This window comes from Prevotella sp. AM34-19LB (assembly GCF_003468525.1).
In the GTDB taxonomy this organism is placed as follows: domain Bacteria; phylum Bacteroidota; class Bacteroidia; order Bacteroidales; family Bacteroidaceae; genus Prevotella.
Genome location: NZ_QSIG01000007.1, coordinates 18,276 through 37,710, shown reverse-complemented (window position 1 = coordinate 37,710; position 19,435 = coordinate 18,276). Strand labels below are relative to the sequence as shown.

The window sequence follows — 19,435 nt, the reverse complement described above, 5'->3', positions numbered from 1 at the left end:
ATGTTCATGATGATTGTTGATTATTTGCTGTTGTTCTTTGGGGCTTCGCTGGTGGCAGAGGATGATTTTTTCAATACTGCCGACATACCCGACATGATGTTGCTTACTGGCTGCAATGGGTGAGCCTGAACCTCGAAGGTCTTCAGGTCGAGATCATCGAGAGCCTTGGTGGCTTTCCATACGGCAAAGGAGCCTACGTCCTTCATCTGGGTGATGCGCACAGGGATGGTCTTGTCCACGGCTGGAACATATACCTCTGCCTGGGTGCCGATGGAATAGCCCTTCAGCTTGTCTTCACGGATATTGAAGACGAACCATACATCTTTTACTACTGATACATTCATGATGGGTGCACCAGTGCCCACCAGTTCGCCTACCTCTGGGAATATTTCGGTTACCATTCCGTCGGCTGTGGCTGTCAGCACCGTCTCCTTGATGTAGGAATGTACTTCGGCAATGGCTCCCTTGGCGCGGTTTGCCTGTGCCTGTGCCATCGACTTCTCTTCTTTTCGTGCTCCGTTTACCGCCATGTCGTATTTAGCCTTGGCTGCTTTCTCGGTGGCGATGGCTGCATCGTATTGCGCCTTCGCCTCGTCGCGTTTCTGCTCAGCCATCACGCCGCTGTCAAAGAGGCGCTGCACGCGGTTGTAGGTCTTGTGGGTAACATCTACGGCTGCTATAGACTTCTGCCACATCTCGTATGCTGCCTGTATTTCCTCCTGTCGGGCACCGCTATATACCTTGTCTTCCATAGCCTTGGCTGCATCGTAGGCAGCTGTAGCCTGCGAGAGCTTGGCTTCCACATCCGGTGCTTCGAGTACCACGAGTGTATCTCCCTTGTGAACAAAGTCGCCTTCCTTCACTCTCAGTTCCAACACGCGTGAAGGTACCTTGGAAGAAAGTCGGTAGTCGGTGGTTTCTGCCTGTCCTTCCAGGGTTTCTTCCTTGGTGGTCTTAAACAGTCCTACTGTGATGACGACGATCATGACAGCAATGAGCACCAGGGCCATTGCCAAAACACTGGTTATGATTCTATTCTTTTTCATTTCTGAGTATTTTCTGATTAAACATTCATGTTGTTATACATTATATATATACCTCATATATTATATATGGGTGTCGATGGAACCTACGGCCTTTCTCAGATAGAGGTTGGCAAGGCGTACATCCACCTGTGCGTTTACCCATTCCGATTTGGCTTTCAGCCATGCCGTCTGTGCTTCCATCACATTGCTCAGCGTAATCACGCCTTCCTTCATTCCCAGGTTGGCATAGCGCAGGTTTTCTTCAGCCTCGTCCACGCTGCGCAGGGTGGTCTGGTATCGCTCCATGCTCTCCTGCAGTTTCTGTCGGCATTGGTTCACCTGCAATTCTATCTTTTCCTTCACCTCTTCGGTTTCATACCGGTGCATCAGGGCTTCTGCCTTGGCACTTTTCACCTTGTAGGATCGGTCGCCCCAGGTAAGGATGGGTACATTCAGGGTGATGCCCACGTTCCACATGCCTTTCAGCTTGCGCTCGAAGCTGTTGAACACCGAAGGGTTGCTGGCTAGATAGCCTCCCATCAGCGCCACCTTAGGCAGATATTCGGCACGTGCCAGATTGATCTTCTCTTCGTAGATCCGGTTCTGGAGTCCCAGGGCCTGCAGTTCCTTGCGGTTGCTTTCAGCCTGCTGCACCAGGTTGTCAGTCTTTGAACTGACCATATCTACCTGCCCCATGATGTTGGCATTCTGATTTTTCTCGTCGATGGCATCCTCCACTTCTACGGGTTCGTTCATTGCGAGTCCACAGATTCGGCAGAGATTCATTCTTGAGAGTTCAATGCCGTTGTTTACCTGGATGAGCGATACGCCGGCTTCGTTCACCTTTACCTTCACGCTCAGCAGGTCGGCCTTGGTAGCCATGCCTTCCTTCACCAGTTTCTCTACATCGCCTTCCAGTTTGTCAACCAGCGCCTTGTAGCCCTCGGCAAGTTTCTTCTTGCTGTATAGTGCCACCAGATTCCAGTAGGCTTCATCTACATCTACAATGATATCCTGCAACTCCTTGTCGTACAGGGTTCCAGCAGCCTCTTCGGCATATTGGGTAATCTTGTTGTAGGCTCTGATCTTGCCACCCATATAGATAGGTTGGGTCAGCATCACCGCCACTACGCCTGCATTGCGGGTGTCGGTATGCAGGGCATCTACTACTCCCTGTCCGGCGGTGTTGATGGCAGAACTCATCGGGGCGAGATTGGGAACCACAGCGGAAAGTCCTGTTCCTATATTAGACAAGGAGGTTTTCTGCTCATCGCTCAGCAAGGAAAGCTCGCGGCTTGTGTACATATATGCACCTGTGGCTGAAACCTTCGGCAGGTAGTTGGTGGCGGCAGATTTACGGGTGTAAGAAGCTGCTACCTTTTTCTGACCTGCCATAAGGAGTGCCTTGTTGTTGCTGATGGCTTTGGCTCTCAGCGAGTCGAGTGACCAGGAGTTGCCTGCGGCATGTGCATCAATCAGCGCAAGCGACAACAATCCAAGCATTAATACTTTTTTCTTCATTCTTTTCTTTCTTTTTTATAATTGACGTGGCAAAATTACTACAAATAGAACACTCTGCGGTGTTCTAATTGTCGGATTTACCGGTCTTTTGAGCGAGTAGTTATCTAAAAGAACAATAATTCTTCAGTTTAAACTACTAGATGTGGCTTTTTTTTGCTAAATTTGCCAGCAAAAACATCGCAATATGGCAAATTTTGAAAAAATAGATATAAGGGACATGGAGCAGTTGACAAACGTGGAGTTTGTTGGCTATGCTGATAATGATGTCGTTATCATTGATGACCTGCGCAACTTCTCTAAGCTGCAGGCCATCAAGGTGGATTTCCTGCTGATTATCGTCATCAAGCAGGGACGCGTGGCTATGCGGACGAATAAGGAAGAAGCTACTGCCTCTTCCAATGATATTATCATCTGCCAGCCTAATACTATCATGAACGATTGCCTGTTCAGCATCGACTTTACGGCGAAGGCGGTCTGTCTCTCTTCTCAGATAGCCCGCAGTATGCTGCATATCGGTGATGTGGTAGATATCTCTTTCTACCTGAAGAACCAGCCTATCATTCATATTGATGAGTCGAGCATGAAGACTTTCGAGAAGTATCATGCCTTGCTGGCTGAGCAGCTGGTAAAAGCAGATACCAAGTACAAGAAGCAGATTGTGGGCAGTCTGGTCAGTTCCTTCCTGTTCTGTCTGCTGAGCATCATCGAGCAGGTTACTCCGCAGAGGGAATCTCTCCACATGTCGAGAGGCAGTCTGCTCTTCAAGCAATTCATCGACCTGCTGACTTCCATGGAAGTAAAACCAAGGAAACTGGAATACTACAGTACGAAACTGTGTATTACCAGCAAATACCTCTCGGATGTCTGTAAGAGCAACAGTGGCAAGACAGCCAATGACTGGATTACGGAATATACGGTAGAAGACATCAACCGCCTTCTCTCACATTCCGATATGAGCATCAAGGAAATCTGTGCCTATCTGGATTTCCCTAATCTTTCCTTCTTCGGCAAATACGTGAAGGCCCATCTGGGATATTCGCCTACGGAATATAGAAGGTTGAAGGGAAGACATGAGAATGGAGCCAATAGTCTTGATTATCCTCGTAATAACGGGAATTTATCGTAATAGCGGGAATAACGGGAAATTATCATAATAACAGGAATTTATCGTAAAAATGCTAATAAGATGTCGTTTCTCTTTGCCGGATGAAAATAAATCCTTACCTTTGCATAATATTTGAAATATGTGGAGATTACCAACGAAAGTTTAAAAAGAGAAAACATAAAAGAGAGACGAAAATGAAATTGAAATTGAGATTCTTGAAATTGATGCTGCTGCTCTTCATCCTGCCTTTGCAGATGCTGGCGGCAGAACTGGGAGAGGCGGGCAAGCTGTTGGCGACGCTGCCTGGTGTGAGTGACGTGGAAACGCTGAAAAGTACGCATTTCCCTGAAAAATATGTGTTCTTCATCAAGCAGCAACTGGATGCCAAGGATGCTTCCAAGGGCAGTTTTGAGCAGCGAGTGATACTCTGCCACAGAGGATTCGACCGTCCTACTGTGCTCGTAACAGAAGGCTACAACGCCAAGTATGCATTGCGCGAGGGATACATCGAGGAACTTTCCAAGCTCTTCGATACCAACATCATCACCGTGGAGTACCGCTATTTCGACAAGTCGATGCCGAAGCCTTGCAACTGGGATTACCTCACCGTGGAGAACTCGCTCTACGATCTGCACCACGTAAACCAGACTCTGCATGCGATGTACAAGGGCAAGTGGATTGCCACGGGTATCAGCAAGGGCGGACAGACCACGATGTTCTATCGCGCTTACTTCCCGAATGATGTGGATATTTCCGTGCCTTACGTAGCGCCACTGAACAAGGGCGTGGAGGATGGCAGACACGAGAAGTTCCTGCAGGAGGAGGTTTCTACCAAGGAGAACCGACAGAAGGTGCTCAACTTTCAGCTGCTGCTCTTCAAGCGCAAGGCTGCGCTGCTGCCGATGTTCGAGAAGTACTGCAGCGAGAAGCAGTATCGCTTCAATGCGCCTATCGCCGAGATTTTTGATTACTCGGTGTTTGAGTATGCCTTCGCCTTCTGGCAGTGGGGTGAGGATATCAAGAAGATTCCTACGAATGATACCACCGACGACCAGGTGTTTAAATACTGGATCAACATGTGTGAGCCGGAGTATTTCACCAACTACAACGCCACCTCTCCGTTTGATGTGCAGGCTGCCAGGGAGTTGGGCTATTACGGTTATTACACCAAGCCATTCAAGAGATACCTGAGCATCAAGTCGGCAAAGGGTTATCTGAAGAAGCTGATGGTGCCAAAGGGTGCCGAGAACGTGGAGTTCTCGCCAAAGCTTTACAATTATACCGTGGATTTCCTGACCAAGAACGATCCGAAAATGGTGTATATTTATGGTGACATCGACCCATGGGGTGCATCGGGCATCTATGGTTTGCCTTTCACCAAGAACAAGAAGAACCTGCATGTCTATATGTGTCATGGCGGTTCGCATCTCACCCGCATCCTGTCGTTCCCTGAGCCTAACAGACAGGAAATCATCGACCTGATTGGGGGATGGTTGAAGGAATAAGTCTTTTAAAAACAGATATAAAAAACAGATATAAAAAAAGCGTCTTGAAATCATTCAAGGCGCTTTTTTATATCTATATGCTTATCATACGTTTATCATACGTTAATCTTATCCGTTTGCGATGTTTCCAAACAAATCGAATGAGGCATCCCAATCCTTCCATACTGGCTCTCTGCCCAATTCCTTCAATCTCGCATTGATGACCTTGGCGGTACGCTCATCGCTTACGGTGAACTGCTCCAATGCCTGAGGATAAGTATGGTAACCGCCAGGATTTACCTTTGATTCTGCCGACATGGTGGTGACACCCAGTGTTGCCATGTTGTCACGGATGTAGGCTGGCTCACGGGTAGAGTAGGAGATATCTACATCGTGGTCGAAGATACGCATGGCGAAAGTAGCCTGTGCCAACTGCTTGTCGGTCATGAAGCAGTTTGGCTGGAAACCTTCATTCTGGGCAGGGCGCATACGAGGGAAGTTCACGCTGTACTTGGTCTTCCAGTAATGCTTCTGCAGGTAGCGCAGGTGATGAGCCATCATCACTACATCCGTGCGCCACTCCTTCTCCAGTCCGATGAGCACACCCATACCGATGGAGTGAACGCCTGCCATACCCATGCGGTCGAAACCATCGCAGCGCCACTCAAACTTGCTCTTCATGCCACGTGGGTGGTAGAGCTTGTAGTGCTCGTGGTTGTAGGTTTCCTGGAAACAGATTACGCCGTTCATACCATGGTCGGCGAGAGTCTTGTAATCCTCTGTAGAGAGCGGCATCACCTCAATCTTCACGTTGGAGAAATACTTCTTGGCGATGTCGATGGCCTTGGCAAGATAAGGGGTGCCAGCCTTTGCCGGGTTCTCGCCCGTTACGAGAAGGATGTTCTCGAATGGAGCCAACTGCTTGATTGCCTTGTACTCGTTCTCAATCTGCTCTGGGGTGAGGATGGTGCGGGCCATCGGATTCTCACGATGGAAACCGCAATACACGCAGGAGTTAGAGCATGAATTGGTGATGTAGAGAGGAATGAACATCGACATGGTCTTGCCGAAGCGCTCCTCGGTATATTTGCGGGAAAGACGCGCCATTACCTCCAGGTATGGCTCGGCTGCCGGTGAAATCAGCGCCATGAAGTCGTTCACATCACAATGGTCCTTGGCGAGGGCACGGCGCACATCGTTATCGGTCATTCGAGCAATGCGCTCCGTGGTCTCCTCCCAACTGATATTCTTTAATTCGTCTGAAAACATTTTCTTACTTTTTAAACTTTCTCAAATCGTGTGTCAACTTGGCAGCGCAGAAGTTTGGACCACACATGGTGCAGTACTCACCGTCTGTATGACCTGCCTCCTCGAAATACTTCAAGGCGAGCTCTGGGTCGAGTGAGAGGTGGAACTGGTCTCTCCAGCGGAACTCGAAACGGGCCTTGGAGAGGGCGTTGTCGCGGATGGTTGCACCTGGATGACCCTTTGCCAAATCGGCTGCATGAGCGGCAATCTTATAGGTTACCACACCTGTGCGCACATCTTCCTTGTTAGGCAAGGCGAGGTGCTCCTTTGGTGTTACATAGCAGAGCATTGCGGTGCCGAGCCATGCTATCTGGGCGCCACCGATGGCTGAAGTGATGTGGTCGTAACCTGGAGCGATATCGGTAACCAATGGACCGAGGGTGTAGAATGGTGCCTCGTGACAGTGGTCGAGCTGACGCTCCATATTCTCCTTGATCTTCTGCAATGGCACGTGACCAGGACCCTCGATGAATGCCTGCACGTTCTTGTCCCAGGCACGGGTAACGAGTTCGCCCATGGTATCCAACTCGGCAAACTGGGCTGCATCGTTGGCATCGGCAATACAGCCTGGGCGCAGACCATCACCCAAAGAGAGGGCAACGTCATACTGTGCCACGATGTCGCAGATGTCGTCGAAGTGCTCATAGAGGAAGCTCTCCTGGTCGTGGTAGAGACACCACTTGCTCATGATACTACCGCCACGGCTCACGATACCGCAGAGACGGCTATCGGCGAGATGCACGTTGTGACGACGGATGCCGGCATGGATGGTGAAGTAGTCAACACCCTGCTCGCACTGCTCAATGAGGGTATCACGGAATACCTCCCAGTTCAAATCCTCTACCTTGCCGTTTACCTTCTCCAAAGCCTGGTAGATAGGCACGGTTCCTACCGGTACAGGGCAGTTGCGCACAATCCATTCACGGGTTTCGTGGATATTGTCGCCGGTAGAGAGGTCCATCAAGGTATCGCCTCCCCACTTGCAGGACCATACAGCCTTATCCACCTCTTCCTCGATGCTGGAGGTAGTGGCAGAGTTACCGATGTTGGTATTGATCTTCACGAGGAAGTTGCGGCCGATGATCATCGGTTCGCTCTCTGGGTGGTTGATGTTGGCAGGAAGCACGGCACGTCCGCGTGCAATCTCATCACGCACATACTCAGGAGTGATATGGGTATCGATGCCCAACTCCTGGCAGTTCATGTTCTCGCGGATAGCCACGTACTCCATCTCTGGAGTGATGATGCCCGCCTTGGCGTATGCCATCTGGGTGATGTGCTTGCCAGCCTGAGCACGGCGAGGCAACTGGATGTGCTCGAAGCGGAGGTGGTCGAGGCTATGGTCAGCAAGACGCTGCTTGCCATACTCGCTGGTAACCTCCTTGAGTTGCTCGGTATCGTTGCGGTCGATAATCCACTGCTCGCGCATTCTTGGCAAGCCCTTCTTCAAATCTACCTGATAGTTAGGGTCGCTGTAAGGACCGCTGGTATCGTAGATATAAACCGGAGCATTTGGCTCTGTATGAGGAATGCCGCGCTCATCCTTCACAACAGTAGGAGTGAGGTTTACCTTGGTCATTCCAACTTTGATCTGTGGGAAGAGTTTTCCCTGCATATACGCCTTTTCTCTCTGGGCGTAAGCTTTCTTATCGTTTGGCATATTTTTTTTAAAAGTTTATCCTATATGTTATAATTAGTCGTTGAGGAATGCGGTGAGTGGAGAACTTGCCTCGGCACAATCGCTGATGGCTCCGAGACCTGCCTCGTAAGCACGGCGACCGCATACCACAGACTCCTTGAATGCCTTAGCCATTTCTACAGGATCACCTGCAACGGCGATGGCTGTGTTAACCAGACAAGCGCTGGCACCCATCTCCATAGCCTCGGCTGCGTGACTAGGTGCACCGATACCTGCATCTACTACTACAGGAACAGTAGCCTGCTCGATAATGATCTGCAGGAAGTCCTTCATTCTCAAGCCCTTGTTGGTACCGATAGGTGCAGCAAGTGGCATCACGGTAGCAGCACCAGCCTCTTCGAGGTGCTTGCAGAGTGTAGGGTCTGCCTGACAATATGGCAAAACTACGAAACCGAGCTTCACCAGTTTCTCGGTAGCCTTCAGAGTCTCGATAGAGTCTGGAAGAAGGTAGCGAGGGTCTGGGTGGATTTCGAGCTTGAGCCAGTTGGTTCCGAAAGCCTCACGAGCCATCTGTGCTGCGAATACAGCCTCCTCGGCGTTGCGCACGCCACTGGTGTTAGGAAGGAGCTGGATATTTGGGTTCTGCACGATATGAGAGAGCAGGTCGTCCTGCTTGTCTTCGAGTTCGATACGCTTCATGGCAACGGTTACCATTTCTGTTTCAGAAGCCTTGATGGCTTCAGCCATGAGCTGGTTGTTGTTGAACTTTCCTGTTCCGAGGAAGAGGCGGGAGTTGAACTCTCGTCCTGCAATTACTAATTTTTCCATTTTTTGTTATTCTTATTTTTAAATGTTTGCTTATCTGAATTCCTTCATCATTTCCATGATGTCATGGGTTTCTGATGCCGGATCCTTGGCATTGAGGATGCAGCCGCTGAGTGCGATGCCGTTAACTCCCGTCTTCATGATTTCGGGGATATCCTCCCTGGTGATGCCTCCGATGGCAACGATAGGGATGTTGATGCCTTCTGCCTTCATCTTCTGGATGATTTCCTTATATCCTTCAAGACCGAGGATAGGGGAGAGCTTCTCCTTGGTAGTGGTGAAGCGGAACGGACCGCAACCGATATAATCGGCACCAGCCTCATAGTGAGCTTTCACATCCTCGAAGGTGTTTGCCGTACCGCCGATGATGAAGTCTTCGCCCAGAATCTTGCGGGCCTCGGCAATCGGCATATCGTTCTTGCCCAGATGCACGCCATCGGCGCCCACCTCTTTCACCAGTTCCACACGGTCGTCGATGATGAAGGTAACATTCATAATCTTGCACCATTCCTTCACCTTGTAGGCGATGGGGCGCACTTCATTATCAGAGGCATCCTTCATGCGGAGCTGAACCCATTTGCAGAGTCCCGTTATTGCCTCGTGGATGCCATCCAGATAACTCATCTTCTCATTCTGATGAGAGATGAACTGCAGTTGAAAACTGTCTAAAGGTATTTTTGCCATAGCCCTATAAACTATTAACTATAAACTCTTGACTAAAGATTATCCTCCGCAGAATGCCTTTACAATCACGATGTCGGCACCCTCCTGAATCACGTGGCTTTCCCACTCGTCACGAGGCACCATCTCGTTACTGATGGCTACAGCGCAACCTGTAGCTGGAAGATCGAGTTCCTGGGCAAGTTCCTTGACTGTCTTTGCCTGAATCTCAGTTTCTTTGTTGTTGATGATAACTTTCATAATCTGTTCCTATGTTTACATTTATAAATTTACAATTGTCAACACGGGGGATATGCCTGATGAAAGAAAAGGGGTTGTAGAGAAGCAAGAGTAGGTTACATCTATCTCTGCCTGGGTGTAAAACGATCTATCATATTTCCTGCGTCAGCATTACCTGCTTCAGGTTCAATGGGTATAATCTCAGCCGATTGCTCAGCACCCCCGTGATAATTACAGATGCAAAAGTATAGATAATTTCCGAATTATCGTAGAAAAGGCGGATTATTTAATCTATATTAACGCAGAAGGTAGGCTGTATTAACACAAGGGGATAATCTGTCCCTACAGGAAGTCTCTCTAGACCATCAACGAAAAAAGCGTGCCAGTAAATAAATACCAGCACGCTTCCTTATATATCAAGTGATTATGCGCAAGCACAACCACGACCTTTGCAAATAGCTTCGCCATAAAGTGACATTGCATTCAGATAGTTTGCAATAAATGACTTCATGACCTTCTTGATTTCTTTCAACATTGTTTTCATAATCGTTATCCTTTCTTTCTTTTTCGTTAATACTTGAGCCTCGCCGGGCTCTACTTTCATTCTCTTTCCTACAAAGGGATGGAGTAATTACTTACCCATCTCAATGTGGTTGTTTACATTGATTGCCTTAGCATCATGATTGCTACTACTGCGAGTGCCATTACTGTTGTCATCATAATTTGTTTCCTTTCTCAATCTTTGTGGAGACATCGCATTTTCGGTCTCCTGTTCTACATGTTATCCTTTTACAATCTCTCTTACCTGAAACCTTCCTTCTCCTGTACTTGAGATTTCTCATCTTTTTTATATATATAAGACTTCTCATCTCGCATACTCAAGATCTCTTGTTTCATCTTTACGAGTGCAAAGGTAATGCCTTTTTTTGATATTCGGGTAACAAATGGGTGACAAAATGATGAAAGAAAGCTATTTTTTGATACAAGTCAAATACTGTCAGTCAGCCTCTTGACGCAGGTCAACTACTGTCAGTTTCTTACTTCACATACTTCAGAATCTCCTTGCTTTTTCTGCCTTTTTTGGCAGGAAGTGGCATAAATCCCTCGGTAAGTCCCGTTTTGTCGGTCATCGCCTGGAATACGGAGGCGGCATAGCTGTCGAGTTTCAGCTTCTTCAGTTCCTCGTTGATAGCATCCTCATCATAATCGTCTGCATATAATAAGGTATGCAGGTCGTCGAGATACTTCTGTGGGATGTTCTTATGCGGCATTCTGCTCTGAATCTGCATAATCTGGGCGATGATGGCATGCTGAGTCTGCTGGGCGATGGCTTCTGCCTTTCTGTGCTCGAAATCGGCGAGGGTAGAGGCATCCGTCTCCTGCCAGTCTTCCATCGTACCTTCTTCGGTGATGAGATGACTGTAGCCGAAGTATCGGATGAGGGTGATATGCCTGTTCCATCCGAGTTTCTCCAGATAGGCTTTCTCCAATGGGGTGGTGGCGATGATGAGGTCTGAGTGCCTGTACATCGCCTTCTGGTACATCAGGGTCTGCAGACTGCGCTTGAAGTGCGGATTCCGGCAGTTGCGCTCTGAGAGGTCGCCGAGTGGGCAAACGATGTAGGGGATGCCCATCTTGCGAGACATTCTGGCGAGCTGGGCACCTTGTCTTGTCCATGCTCCCAGTATCATCACGATATCGGCATCTACCAGGTTCTTGGTGATGTCGAGCTTCTGCTGCAGCGCTCGATGTAAGGAAGATACATCTTCAGCGTCTTCTTATGTTTGGAAATGAACAAATATACTTTCATCGTTATTTAAGTTTGCTTGTTGATTCTAAAATCCTACAGTTTATGACTGGTGAAGTCGTTCTTGTCTGCACGCCAGTATCTTATCTTGTTGGCAAGATTTCTCCAGATGATGCCATACTCATAGAATGGCAGCTTGTGGAGCGAGATGTCATCGTCGAAATGTCTGATGGCCTTGTGGGCGATGACGGTGCGGAGAATCAGGAGCAGAAGCAGGGCGAAACCTGCAATGCCAGTCAGGATCCAGTCTTGCATCAGGATGGCGTATGCCAGGGTGGCCAGCGAGGCGATGAGACTGAGGTGAGGGAAGAGATGATCCATTGCCATCAGCGACATCATCGACTTGGCTCTGGTCAGACTCTTGCGGGATGCCTGGAGGTAAAGGTGGGCGTTGTGCCAAGCCTTGTCGGTAGGTTCATCGTGGATGAGCCATGCATCGCAGTCTAGCTCTACAGCAGTATCTCCATAGGCAGCATACTTGTTGACCAGGAAGTCGTATTCGCCGCGCACATACTCCAGGTTGCCCTGATAGCCCTGCTCGCGCATGAAGTCGCTTTTGCGGAAGGCTACATTTGGCATGTGGGTGCGGTAGCCATAGCTGTGCTGGGCACGGTGGAGCAGATAGAATGCCTTGCGGATGCTGTCGTATCGGCGAACACCCTTGGTTGCCTCCTCTAGAGCTACATAGCCCAGAACCAGATGGTTGGGTTCCTGACAGTTGCGCGCCATGGTATAGAGCCACCTGTCGTTGGATGGGGTGCAGGTAGGTTCGGTGAGGATGATCCATTCATATTTGGCAGCCTTCACGCCCAGTGTAATCTGCAGCTTCTTTCTGCTCATATAGCGGGAGCTTTCCGGGATATACGTATAATATAGGTGAGGATTCTCTGCTGCCATGCGCTTCAGATAGTCCAGAGTCTCACCATCGGTACTCTGGCAAACCACAATCACCTGATAATCGGCTGGATATTTCTGCTGCAGGAACATCTGTAGATTGTGCTCCAGTTCATAGAGGTTGTCGTGAGCGGTGATAATCACCGAGATAGGTTCTCTAGATTCCAAGGATTCCTCCTCGTCAGTAAAACGCAACGAGCGCAGAAATGGATTTATCAGCGATCCGAGGATTGCCAATAATACCACTACTGCGCCTGCTATGATAGTTGTTAAACTAATTGTCATCATTTCTTTTTTTCTCGTATTTTAAAGCTTTTGCCCTTTACCTTTCCCTTCGGCCGGTGACCGTTGGTTCAGGGCGCATTGCTAATACTGTCTTAACCCAGGGCGATGCCCTGGGCTAAGTGCTTCTGCCCTTTCAGGGCGTGCTTTCCTTTAAAAATCTTCTGTGATATATCCCTTTGGCAACTGGCGGCAGTTATACTGGCTCGCCATGATCTCACCGTAGGCTCCGGCTGAACGGAGGGCAATGAGGTCGCCACGATGGGTCTTGTTCAGATCTATAGCCTTGGCGAATACATCGCTCGACTCGCAGATTGGACCTACTACGTCGTATGTCTCTGCAGGTTCATCACTAGAGATGTTCTCTATCTTATGATATGCCTGATAGAGGGCAGGACGGATCAGGTCGGTCATACCTGCATCTACGATGGCAAACTGCTTGGCTGTGCCCTGCTTGATATAAAGAGTCTTGGTGATGAGCGAACCCATCTGACCCACTACGGCACGGCCCAACTCGAAGTGTAACTTCTGTCCATCGCGCAACTTCAACTTCTTGGCGTATGTATCGAAGTAATCCTTGAAGTCTGGGATAGGCACACGGTTTGGATGGTTGTAATCGATACCCAATCCGCCGCCTACATTGATGTTCTTTACTACGATGTGATGAGCCTCCAACTGGTCTTGTAACTCGTTGATGCGGTTACAGAGAGCCTCGAAGTCTCCCATGTCAAGTATCTGACTGCCAATGTGGAAGTGCAGACCCAGGAACTTGATGTTCTTCATTTTGAATGCCTCCTCAATCACGCTCTCCATATCGCGCATAGCGATACCAAACTTGTTTTCAGCCAAACCTGTTGTAATGTTGGCATGGGTATGAGCACCAACGTCTGGGTTGATGCGGAAGCAGACCTGTGCTATCTTGTTTTTTTTCTCGGCAAGTTCGTTGATGATTTCCAATTCCGGGATGCTTTCTACATTGAAGCAGAAGATGCCCTTGTCCAAACCAAGTTGATTTCCCAATCACTCTTGCCTACACCGGCATACACAATCTTATTAGCAGGGAAACCTGCGTTGATGGCTGCCTGAATTTCTCCTCCGCTCACACAGTCGGCACCCAAACCAGCCTGGCAGATGATGTTGAGCACTTTAGGGTTGGCATTTGCCTTCACGGCATAGTGCACCTCGAAGCCCTCATGCTTGCCAGCCTCTGCGTTGATGGTCTTCAAGGTTTGGCGCAACACGTTGGTGTCATAGTAGTAGAACGGAGTCTGTATCTCCTGAAACTTATCTATTGGAAATGTACCTTTCATTTCGCTTATGCTTATTGTTAATATCTTACTTATAGTCAAATTAGAATATATCTCCGCCCCCCGATGGGGCGGAGATATTGAATATGTGATTACTTCTCGAACAATACGTTGCTCAAGTTCTGCAGAGCCTGCTTCTTGTCTCTCTCTCTGATGAGGAATGAGATGTTGTAGTTGCTGCCACCGTAAGAAATCATACGTACTGGGATGTTCTTCATTGCATCGGTAGCGATGGTCTCGAAGCCTACGTTGCTCCAGTCCAGATCACCTACTACGCAGATGATGCACATGTCTGAATCTACGGTTACAGTACCATACTTCTTCAACTCGTTGACGATGTCGTTGAGGTGAGCATCGTTATCGATACTCATGCTCACACCTACCTCTGAGGTAGCAATCATATCGATAGGAGTCTGGTAGCTCTCGAAGATTTCGAATACCTTGCGGAGGAAACCTGTAGCGAGCAACATGCGGCTACTCTTGATCTTGATGGCTGTGATGTTGTCTTTGGCAGCTACAGCCTTGATCTTGCCGCGTACGATGACGTTGTCGATGATGGTACCATCTGCCTTAGGATCCATGGTGTTTTTCAGACGAACTGGGATGCCGGCATACTTGGCTGGCTGAACGCAGGTAGGGTGGAGAATCTTGGCACCGAAGTAAGCCAACTCAGCAGCCTCCTCGAAGTTCAACTGGCGAACAGCCTCTGTGTGCTCTACCACACGAGGGTCGTTATTGTGCATACCGTCGATATCTGTCCAGATCTGAATCTCGTCTGCTGGGAGAGCTGCACCGATGAGTGATGCGGTGTAGTCACTACCACCACGCTGCAGGTTATCTACCTCGCCGTAAGCGTTGCGGCAGATGAAGCCCTGGGTGATGTAGATCTGATAGCCCTGGTTCTCCTCCATGATGGCTGCGAGCTTCTCCTTGATGTACTGTGGGTCTGGTTCTGCGTTCTTGTCGGTGCGCATAAAGTCTAATGCGCTGAGCAATACAGCCTTTACACCCTGTTCCTTCAAGTAGTTTACAACCATGTTGGTGCTCATAATCTCGCCCTGAGCCACGATGCTCTTTTCCTCGAAAGAAGTAAAGAGATCCTTGGTAAATGAACGGAGATAGTTGAACTCGCCCTGCAGGAACTCGCGTGTAGTCTTCTTCATCTCATCAGTAGAGTAGAGATCCTCCACGTGCTGCATGTATTTCTTCTCCAAGTTGTTGATTACCTCGTTGGCGCCCTCTGGGTTCTTCTTGTAGAGATAGTCAGAAATCTCAACGAGAGAGTTTGTTGTACCGCTCATCGCAGACAATACGATGAAAGTTGGTTCACCTGATTCTGTAACCAAAGAGGCTACTCCCTTCATACGCTCTGGTGAGCCTACAGAAGTACCTCCGAATTTCATTACCTTCATAGTCGTAATATTATATTAATGTTTAATTTTTATTGTTCTATTATTTAATTCTCCTCGCCATCTTCTGTCAGGTCGATGTGGTTGTACTCGTTGGTCACGTCGTGGAGTAAACCATCCTTGCAGCGATATACGATGCCAGGGAACTTGTCGAGCATCGGGATGTTATGGGTTGTCATCACTACAGCTGTACCCTGCTTGGTGATATCCTTGAGCAGTCCCACGATGTTGCTGGCGGTCTCCGGGTCGAGATTTCCCGTTGGCTCATCGGCGATGATGATCTTCGGATTGTTGAGCAGGGCACGGGCGATGGCCACACGCTGCTGTTCTCCACCGGAGAGCTCGTGAGGCATCTTGTCGATTTTCTCTATCATGCCTACTTCGTTGAGCACTTCCTCGATGCGCTTGTCTCTGTCCTTCTTGTTTTTCCATTTGGTAGCCTTGAGCACGAACTCGAAGTTCTTGCGCACGCTGCGGTCGTGGAGCAACTGGAAGTCCTGAAAGATGATGCCTAGTTCCTTGCGCAGGGCTGGAATGTCCTTGCGTCGGATGGTCTTGAGGTCTCTGCCGAGGATTTCTGCCTTGTCGGTCTCACCCTCCACGAGGTCAAGCTCGCAGTAGAGGGTCTTCAGGAGTGAACTCTTTCCCGAGCCCACTTTTCCGATAAGATAAGCGAACTCTCCTTCATCCACATGGAAGTTGATGCCCTTGAGTACGCACTTGTCGGCCTGGTATATGCTGACGTTCTGATAATCTATTAACATCCTAATTTTTTCTCCTTTATTAATTGTTCTCTAATGTTCTTTCAGGACGTGCTGTTATTGCATTTCGCCCTTGCTCTTTGCTACGCGGCGCTTCTTGTCCCATTCCGGGTCGTGTCGCATCTGGAGCTCCTTTACTACATCCTCGATTCGCAAGCCCTTGCTGGTGAGCAGTACGATGAGGTGGTAGAGCAGGTCGGAACTCTCGTAGATGAGCTTGTCGTCGGTTCCGTTTGTAGCTTCTATAACCGTCTCAATGGCTTCTTCTCCAACCTTTTGCGCCATCTTGTTCACGCCTTTCTTGAAGAGGCTGGTGGTGTAGCTGCCCTCAGGCATTCCCTCATGGCGCTTGTCGATGAAGTCCTGCAACTCTGAGAGGAAGAGGATAGGGTTCAGCGTATTTTCCTCAGCCCAGCAGGTATCGGTGCCTTTGTGGCAGGTAGGACCATCTGGATGAACCTTTACCAGGAAGGTATCGTTGTCGCAGTCTATCTGAATGCTTACCAGATTGAGGAAGTTTCCTGAGGTCTCGCCCTTGGTCCAAAGACAGTTGCGAGAACGGCTCCAGAAGGTAACCTTCTTGGTTTCGATGGTTTTATCGTATGCTTCCTTGTTCATGAATCCCAGCATCAGGACGTTCTTGGTTACAGCATCCTGGATGATGGCAGGAACAAGTCCACCCATTTTTTCAAAATCTATTTCCATTTTATCTTTACAATTAATTGTTTTGCTTACTCCATTGCCAATCTGCCCTATCATAGGGGAATTATTCACTCTTAAGGAAAAATATATTTTCCCTTAAGGAAATAATTATTTTCCCTTAAGGAAAAAAATATCTAGCCTTAAGGCTCCGTTTTACAACTGTTTACAACCTGACGTTGATGCCTTCTTTCCGGAGGTAATTTTTCAGGTCAGGTATGGCGATTTCACCGAAGTGGAAGACACTGGCAGCCAGTGCTGCATCTGCCTTTCCCAGGGTGAAGGCATCGCGGAAATGTTCCATCTTGCCAGCTCCACCTGATGCAATGATAGGAATGCTTACTTCCTCTGCAAGGCGGGCGAGGGCTTCATTGGCAAAGCCCTGCTTCACGCCATCGTGGTCCATACTGGTGAAGAGAATCTCGCCGGCACCACGGTCGGCAACTTCTCTAGCCCAATCAAACAGACCGAGTTCTACTCGCTCTCTTCCGCCCTTCACGTAGCAATGCCAGCCGTCGGGATCGAGACGGGCATCGATGGCGCAGACGCAGACCTGTGAGCCGTAATGGTTGGCTATCTCGTTGATGAGCTCCGGATGCCGGATGGCTGCACTGTTGATGCTTACCTTGTCGGCACCTGCATTGAGGAGTCGATCTACATCCTTCAGCTCGTTGATGCCGCCACCCACGGTAAACGGGATATTGATTTCGGCAGCTACGCGAGTTACCATATCTGTAAAGGTCTTGCGCTCTTCGAAGCTGGCGGTGATGTCAAGGAATACGAGTTCATCGGCACCTGCATCGCTATAGGCCTTGCCCAGTTCTACCGGGTCGCCTGCGCTTCTCAGGTTCACGAAGTTCGTTCCCTTCACGGTCTCTCCGTTTTTCACGTCAAGACAAGGGACGATTCGCTTTGCCAAACCTTTGTTACTTTGAACTTTGACCATTGAACTTTGAACTTTATGATTACTTAACTCCTAACTTTTCTACATCAATCTTACCCTCGTAGAATGCCTTGCCGAAGACTACTGCTGGGATGCCGGCGGCTTCCAGAGCCTCGATATCTTCATTGCAGCTCACTCCGCCCGAGGCGATGAGGTGAAGCTGAGGGTAGGCTGCCATTACCTCTTTATATAGTTCGATGGCAGGACCCTGCAGGGTGCCATCCTTGCTGATTTCTGTGCAGAGCACATAGCTCACACCCTTGTCGATGTATTTCTTGAGGAAGGGGAGGAGGTCTTCTGAAGAATCCTCTTTCCATCCATTGATAGAAATCTTGCCGTTTCTTACATCGGCTCCGAGGATGAGTTTGTCGGCACCATATTTATCTATCCACTCCATGAAGAGATCAGGATTGGTAACGGCGATACTGCCTATGGTTACCATACTGGCTCCTGCAGCAAATGCCTTCTCGATGTCTTCCCCGGTCTTGATACCGCCTCCGAAATCTACAGTCAGATTCGTTTCGGTTGTAATCGCCTTCAGTACAGCATCATTTACGATGTGTTTCGACTTGGCTCCGTCCAGATCCACTACGTGGAGTCGCTTGAATCCCAGCTTCTCGAAGTCTTTGGCTACTTCAGCCGGATTGTCGTTATAGACCTTCTTCTGGTCGTAATCGCCTTTTGTCAGGCGAACGCACTGGCCATTTATCAAGTCGATGGCAGGAATTAACTCTATCATATTTCTTTTATTGCTATTTTATTTCCAGGAAGTTCTTTAAAATCTGTTCTCCTACCTTTCCGCTCTTTTCCGGATGGAACTGGCAGGTATAGAAGTTGTCTTTGTGGAGCGATGCGCTGTAAGGCAGAATGTAATCAGCCTTGGCGATGGTCTCCTCGCAGAGTGGCACATAGTAGCTGTGTACGAAATAAGAGTAGGGATGCTGCAGGGCTTCTCCCATAGCTGCATCTGCTGCATCGGATCTGTTTCCGAATCCCTTGTAAAGCTCCGTCTTCAGATCGTATATCTCGTTCCATCCCATAGCTGGTACCTTGTCTTCGTGCTTCTGCGGCTGGAATCGCTTCACATCCACATTGAAGATGCCGATGCAATCTACATCGCCTTCTTCCGAATGTCGGCACAGGAGCTGCTGTCCCACGCAAATGCCCAATACGGGTTGCTTGAGATTTTTGATCACCAGATCCAGCTGGTGAGCCTTGAGATATTCCATGGCTTCTCTTGCCTGACCCTGACCTGGAAACAGTACACGGTCTGCCTTCTGGAGCATTTCGGCATCATCAGTGAGTACTGGTTCTATGCCCAAACGCTTCATGGCGTTGACTACGGAATAGATATTTCCTGCATTGTATTTTACGATTGCTACATCCATAACCTAACGTAATTCTTCTGTTTTTTGTACGTATCGGGAGTATTGGTCCCACGTATTGCTAATTTCTGTTGCAAAGGTACACATTTTCTTTCAATCTAACGAAAATATTAGCAAAAAGATTACTATATTGCTATACTT

At 48.8% G+C, this 19,435-nt stretch carries 18 protein-coding genes, 1 pseudogene and 1 riboswitch; of the genes and pseudogenes, 2 read left to right on the top strand and 17 right to left on the bottom strand.

Translation table 11 applies throughout. The annotated features are described in order from the left end of the window. Window positions 1–20: 20 nt before the first annotated feature. Complete coding sequence (locus tag DW830_RS03570) at window positions 21–1,046, bottom strand: HlyD family secretion protein (protein ID WP_119248896.1); 1,026 nt, start codon at window positions 1,044–1,046, stop codon at window positions 21–23. A gap of 60 nt (window positions 1,047–1,106) precedes the next feature. Beyond that, entirely contained in the window at window positions 1,107–2,546 is a 1,440-nt protein-coding gene (locus DW830_RS03565) for a TolC family protein (protein WP_119248895.1), read from the bottom strand. A gap of 217 nt (window positions 2,547–2,763) precedes the next feature. Here DW830_RS03565 and DW830_RS03560 point away from each other — a divergent pair, with 217 nt between their 5' ends. Then, window positions 2,764–3,672, top strand: coding sequence for a helix-turn-helix domain-containing protein (locus DW830_RS03560; RefSeq protein ID WP_158573423.1), 909 nt, complete (start codon window positions 2,764–2,766; stop codon window positions 3,670–3,672). A 173-nt stretch (window positions 3,673–3,845) separates the two neighbouring features. Next, the gene (locus DW830_RS03555) at window positions 3,846–5,156 is read left to right on the top strand and encodes a S28 family serine protease (protein ID WP_119248893.1); all 1,311 of its coding nucleotides are present in this window, start codon (window positions 3,846–3,848) and stop codon (window positions 5,154–5,156) included. A 108-nt stretch (window positions 5,157–5,264) separates the two neighbouring features. On the opposite strand, the gene thiH is transcribed toward DW830_RS03555, so the two are convergent. From thiH to hisH, 15 genes and pseudogenes are all read right to left on the bottom strand, one after another. Then, window positions 5,265–6,404, bottom strand: coding sequence for a 2-iminoacetate synthase ThiH (gene thiH, locus DW830_RS03550; protein WP_119248892.1), 1,140 nt, complete (start codon window positions 6,402–6,404; stop codon window positions 5,265–5,267). A 4-nt stretch (window positions 6,405–6,408) separates the two neighbouring features. Beyond that, window positions 6,409–8,103, bottom strand: a complete 1,695-nt coding sequence (thiC, locus tag DW830_RS03545) for a phosphomethylpyrimidine synthase ThiC (RefSeq protein WP_089542781.1) — start codon at window positions 8,101–8,103, stop codon at window positions 6,409–6,411. Window positions 8,104–8,136: 33 nt separating this feature from the next. After that, window positions 8,137–8,910 (bottom strand): thiazole synthase, encoded by a 774-nt coding sequence (locus tag DW830_RS03540; protein WP_119248891.1) that lies wholly within the window; start codon window positions 8,908–8,910, stop codon window positions 8,137–8,139. 30 nt (window positions 8,911–8,940) lie between these two features. Beyond that, window positions 8,941–9,591 (bottom strand): thiamine phosphate synthase, encoded by a 651-nt coding sequence (locus tag DW830_RS03535; RefSeq protein WP_119248890.1) that lies wholly within the window; start codon window positions 9,589–9,591, stop codon window positions 8,941–8,943. Between the two features lie 39 nt (window positions 9,592–9,630). Next, window positions 9,631–9,828 carry a sulfur carrier protein ThiS gene (gene thiS / locus DW830_RS03530; RefSeq protein WP_119248889.1) on the bottom strand — a complete coding sequence of 66 codons (198 nt, stop codon included), beginning with the start codon at window positions 9,826–9,828 and terminating at the stop codon, window positions 9,631–9,633. A 119-nt stretch (window positions 9,829–9,947) separates the two neighbouring features. After that, window positions 9,948–10,041, bottom strand: a riboswitch (TPP riboswitch). 190 nt (window positions 10,042–10,231) lie between these two features. After that, window positions 10,232–10,411: a hypothetical protein gene (locus tag DW830_RS03525; RefSeq protein ID WP_119248888.1), complete on the bottom strand. Its 180-nt coding sequence runs from the start codon at window positions 10,409–10,411 to the stop codon at window positions 10,232–10,234. Window positions 10,412–10,844: 433 nt separating this feature from the next. Then, window positions 10,845–11,498 carry a glycosyltransferase gene (locus DW830_RS03520; RefSeq protein WP_119248887.1) on the bottom strand — a complete coding sequence of 218 codons (654 nt, stop codon included), beginning with the start codon at window positions 11,496–11,498 and terminating at the stop codon, window positions 10,845–10,847. A 152-nt stretch (window positions 11,499–11,650) separates the two neighbouring features. Next, window positions 11,651–12,796 (bottom strand): glycosyl transferase family 2, encoded by a 1,146-nt coding sequence (locus tag DW830_RS03515; RefSeq protein ID WP_119248886.1) that lies wholly within the window; start codon window positions 12,794–12,796, stop codon window positions 11,651–11,653. Between the two features lie 147 nt (window positions 12,797–12,943). Beyond that, a pseudogene (gene lysA, locus DW830_RS03510) lies at window positions 12,944–14,100 on the bottom strand (diaminopimelate decarboxylase). Window positions 14,101–14,189: 89 nt separating this feature from the next. Then, window positions 14,190–15,509 (bottom strand): aspartate kinase, encoded by a 1,320-nt coding sequence (locus DW830_RS03505; RefSeq protein ID WP_089542773.1) that lies wholly within the window; start codon window positions 15,507–15,509, stop codon window positions 14,190–14,192. 44 nt (window positions 15,510–15,553) lie between these two features. After that, window positions 15,554–16,270: a cell division ATP-binding protein FtsE gene (locus DW830_RS03500; RefSeq protein WP_117662063.1), complete on the bottom strand. Its 717-nt coding sequence runs from the start codon at window positions 16,268–16,270 to the stop codon at window positions 15,554–15,556. A gap of 54 nt (window positions 16,271–16,324) precedes the next feature. After that, the gene (gene hisIE, locus DW830_RS03495; protein WP_119248885.1) at window positions 16,325–16,972 is read right to left on the bottom strand and encodes a bifunctional phosphoribosyl-AMP cyclohydrolase/phosphoribosyl-ATP diphosphatase HisIE; all 648 of its coding nucleotides are present in this window, start codon (window positions 16,970–16,972) and stop codon (window positions 16,325–16,327) included. A gap of 160 nt (window positions 16,973–17,132) precedes the next feature. Beyond that, window positions 17,133–17,912, bottom strand: a complete 780-nt coding sequence (gene hisF, locus DW830_RS03490) for an imidazole glycerol phosphate synthase subunit HisF (protein ID WP_119248884.1) — start codon at window positions 17,910–17,912, stop codon at window positions 17,133–17,135. 19 nt (window positions 17,913–17,931) lie between these two features. After that, on the bottom strand, window positions 17,932–18,648 hold the full coding sequence (gene hisA / locus DW830_RS03485) for a 1-(5-phosphoribosyl)-5-[(5-phosphoribosylamino)methylideneamino]imidazole-4-carboxamide isomerase (protein ID WP_119248883.1): 717 nt from the start codon (window positions 18,646–18,648) through the stop codon (window positions 17,932–17,934). Between the two features lie 13 nt (window positions 18,649–18,661). After that, window positions 18,662–19,297, bottom strand: coding sequence for an imidazole glycerol phosphate synthase subunit HisH (hisH, locus tag DW830_RS03480; protein ID WP_119248882.1), 636 nt, complete (start codon window positions 19,295–19,297; stop codon window positions 18,662–18,664). Window positions 19,298–19,435 lie beyond the last annotated feature (138 nt).

Coding starts and splice junctions, on each gene's coding strand:
- DW830_RS03570 (WP_119248896.1), bottom strand. CDS start 1,046: ATGAAAAAGAATAGAATCATAACCAGTGTTTTGGCAATGGCCCTGGTG.
- DW830_RS03565 (WP_119248895.1), bottom strand. CDS start 2,546: ATGAAGAAAAAAGTATTAATGCTTGGATTGTTGTCGCTTGCGCTGATT.
- DW830_RS03560 (WP_158573423.1), top strand. CDS start 2,764: ATGGAGCAGTTGACAAACGTGGAGTTTGTTGGCTATGCTGATAATGAT.
- DW830_RS03555 (WP_119248893.1), top strand. CDS start 3,846: ATGAAATTGAAATTGAGATTCTTGAAATTGATGCTGCTGCTCTTCATC.
- thiH (WP_119248892.1), bottom strand. CDS start 6,404: ATGTTTTCAGACGAATTAAAGAATATCAGTTGGGAGGAGACCACGGAG.
- thiC (WP_089542781.1), bottom strand. CDS start 8,103: ATGCCAAACGATAAGAAAGCTTACGCCCAGAGAGAAAAGGCGTATATG.
- DW830_RS03540 (WP_119248891.1), bottom strand. CDS start 8,910: ATGGAAAAATTAGTAATTGCAGGACGAGAGTTCAACTCCCGCCTCTTC.
- DW830_RS03535 (WP_119248890.1), bottom strand. CDS start 9,591: ATGGCAAAAATACCTTTAGACAGTTTTCAACTGCAGTTCATCTCTCAT.
- thiS (WP_119248889.1), bottom strand. CDS start 9,828: ATGAAAGTTATCATCAACAACAAAGAAACTGAGATTCAGGCAAAGACA.
- DW830_RS03525 (WP_119248888.1), bottom strand. CDS start 10,411: ATGAAAGTAGAGCCCGGCGAGGCTCAAGTATTAACGAAAAAGAAAGAA.
- DW830_RS03520 (WP_119248887.1), bottom strand. CDS start 11,498: ATGATACTGGGAGCATGGACAAGACAAGGTGCCCAGCTCGCCAGAATG.
- DW830_RS03515 (WP_119248886.1), bottom strand. CDS start 12,796: ATGATGACAATTAGTTTAACAACTATCATAGCAGGCGCAGTAGTGGTA.
- DW830_RS03505 (WP_089542773.1), bottom strand. CDS start 15,509: ATGAAGGTAATGAAATTCGGAGGTACTTCTGTAGGCTCACCAGAGCGT.
- DW830_RS03500 (WP_117662063.1), bottom strand. CDS start 16,270: ATGTTAATAGATTATCAGAACGTCAGCATATACCAGGCCGACAAGTGC.
- hisIE (WP_119248885.1), bottom strand. CDS start 16,972: ATGGAAATAGATTTTGAAAAAATGGGTGGACTTGTTCCTGCCATCATC.
- hisF (WP_119248884.1), bottom strand. CDS start 17,912: ATGGTCAAAGTTCAAAGTAACAAAGGTTTGGCAAAGCGAATCGTCCCT.
- hisA (WP_119248883.1), bottom strand. CDS start 18,648: ATGATAGAGTTAATTCCTGCCATCGACTTGATAAATGGCCAGTGCGTT.
- hisH (WP_119248882.1), bottom strand. CDS start 19,297: ATGGATGTAGCAATCGTAAAATACAATGCAGGAAATATCTATTCCGTA.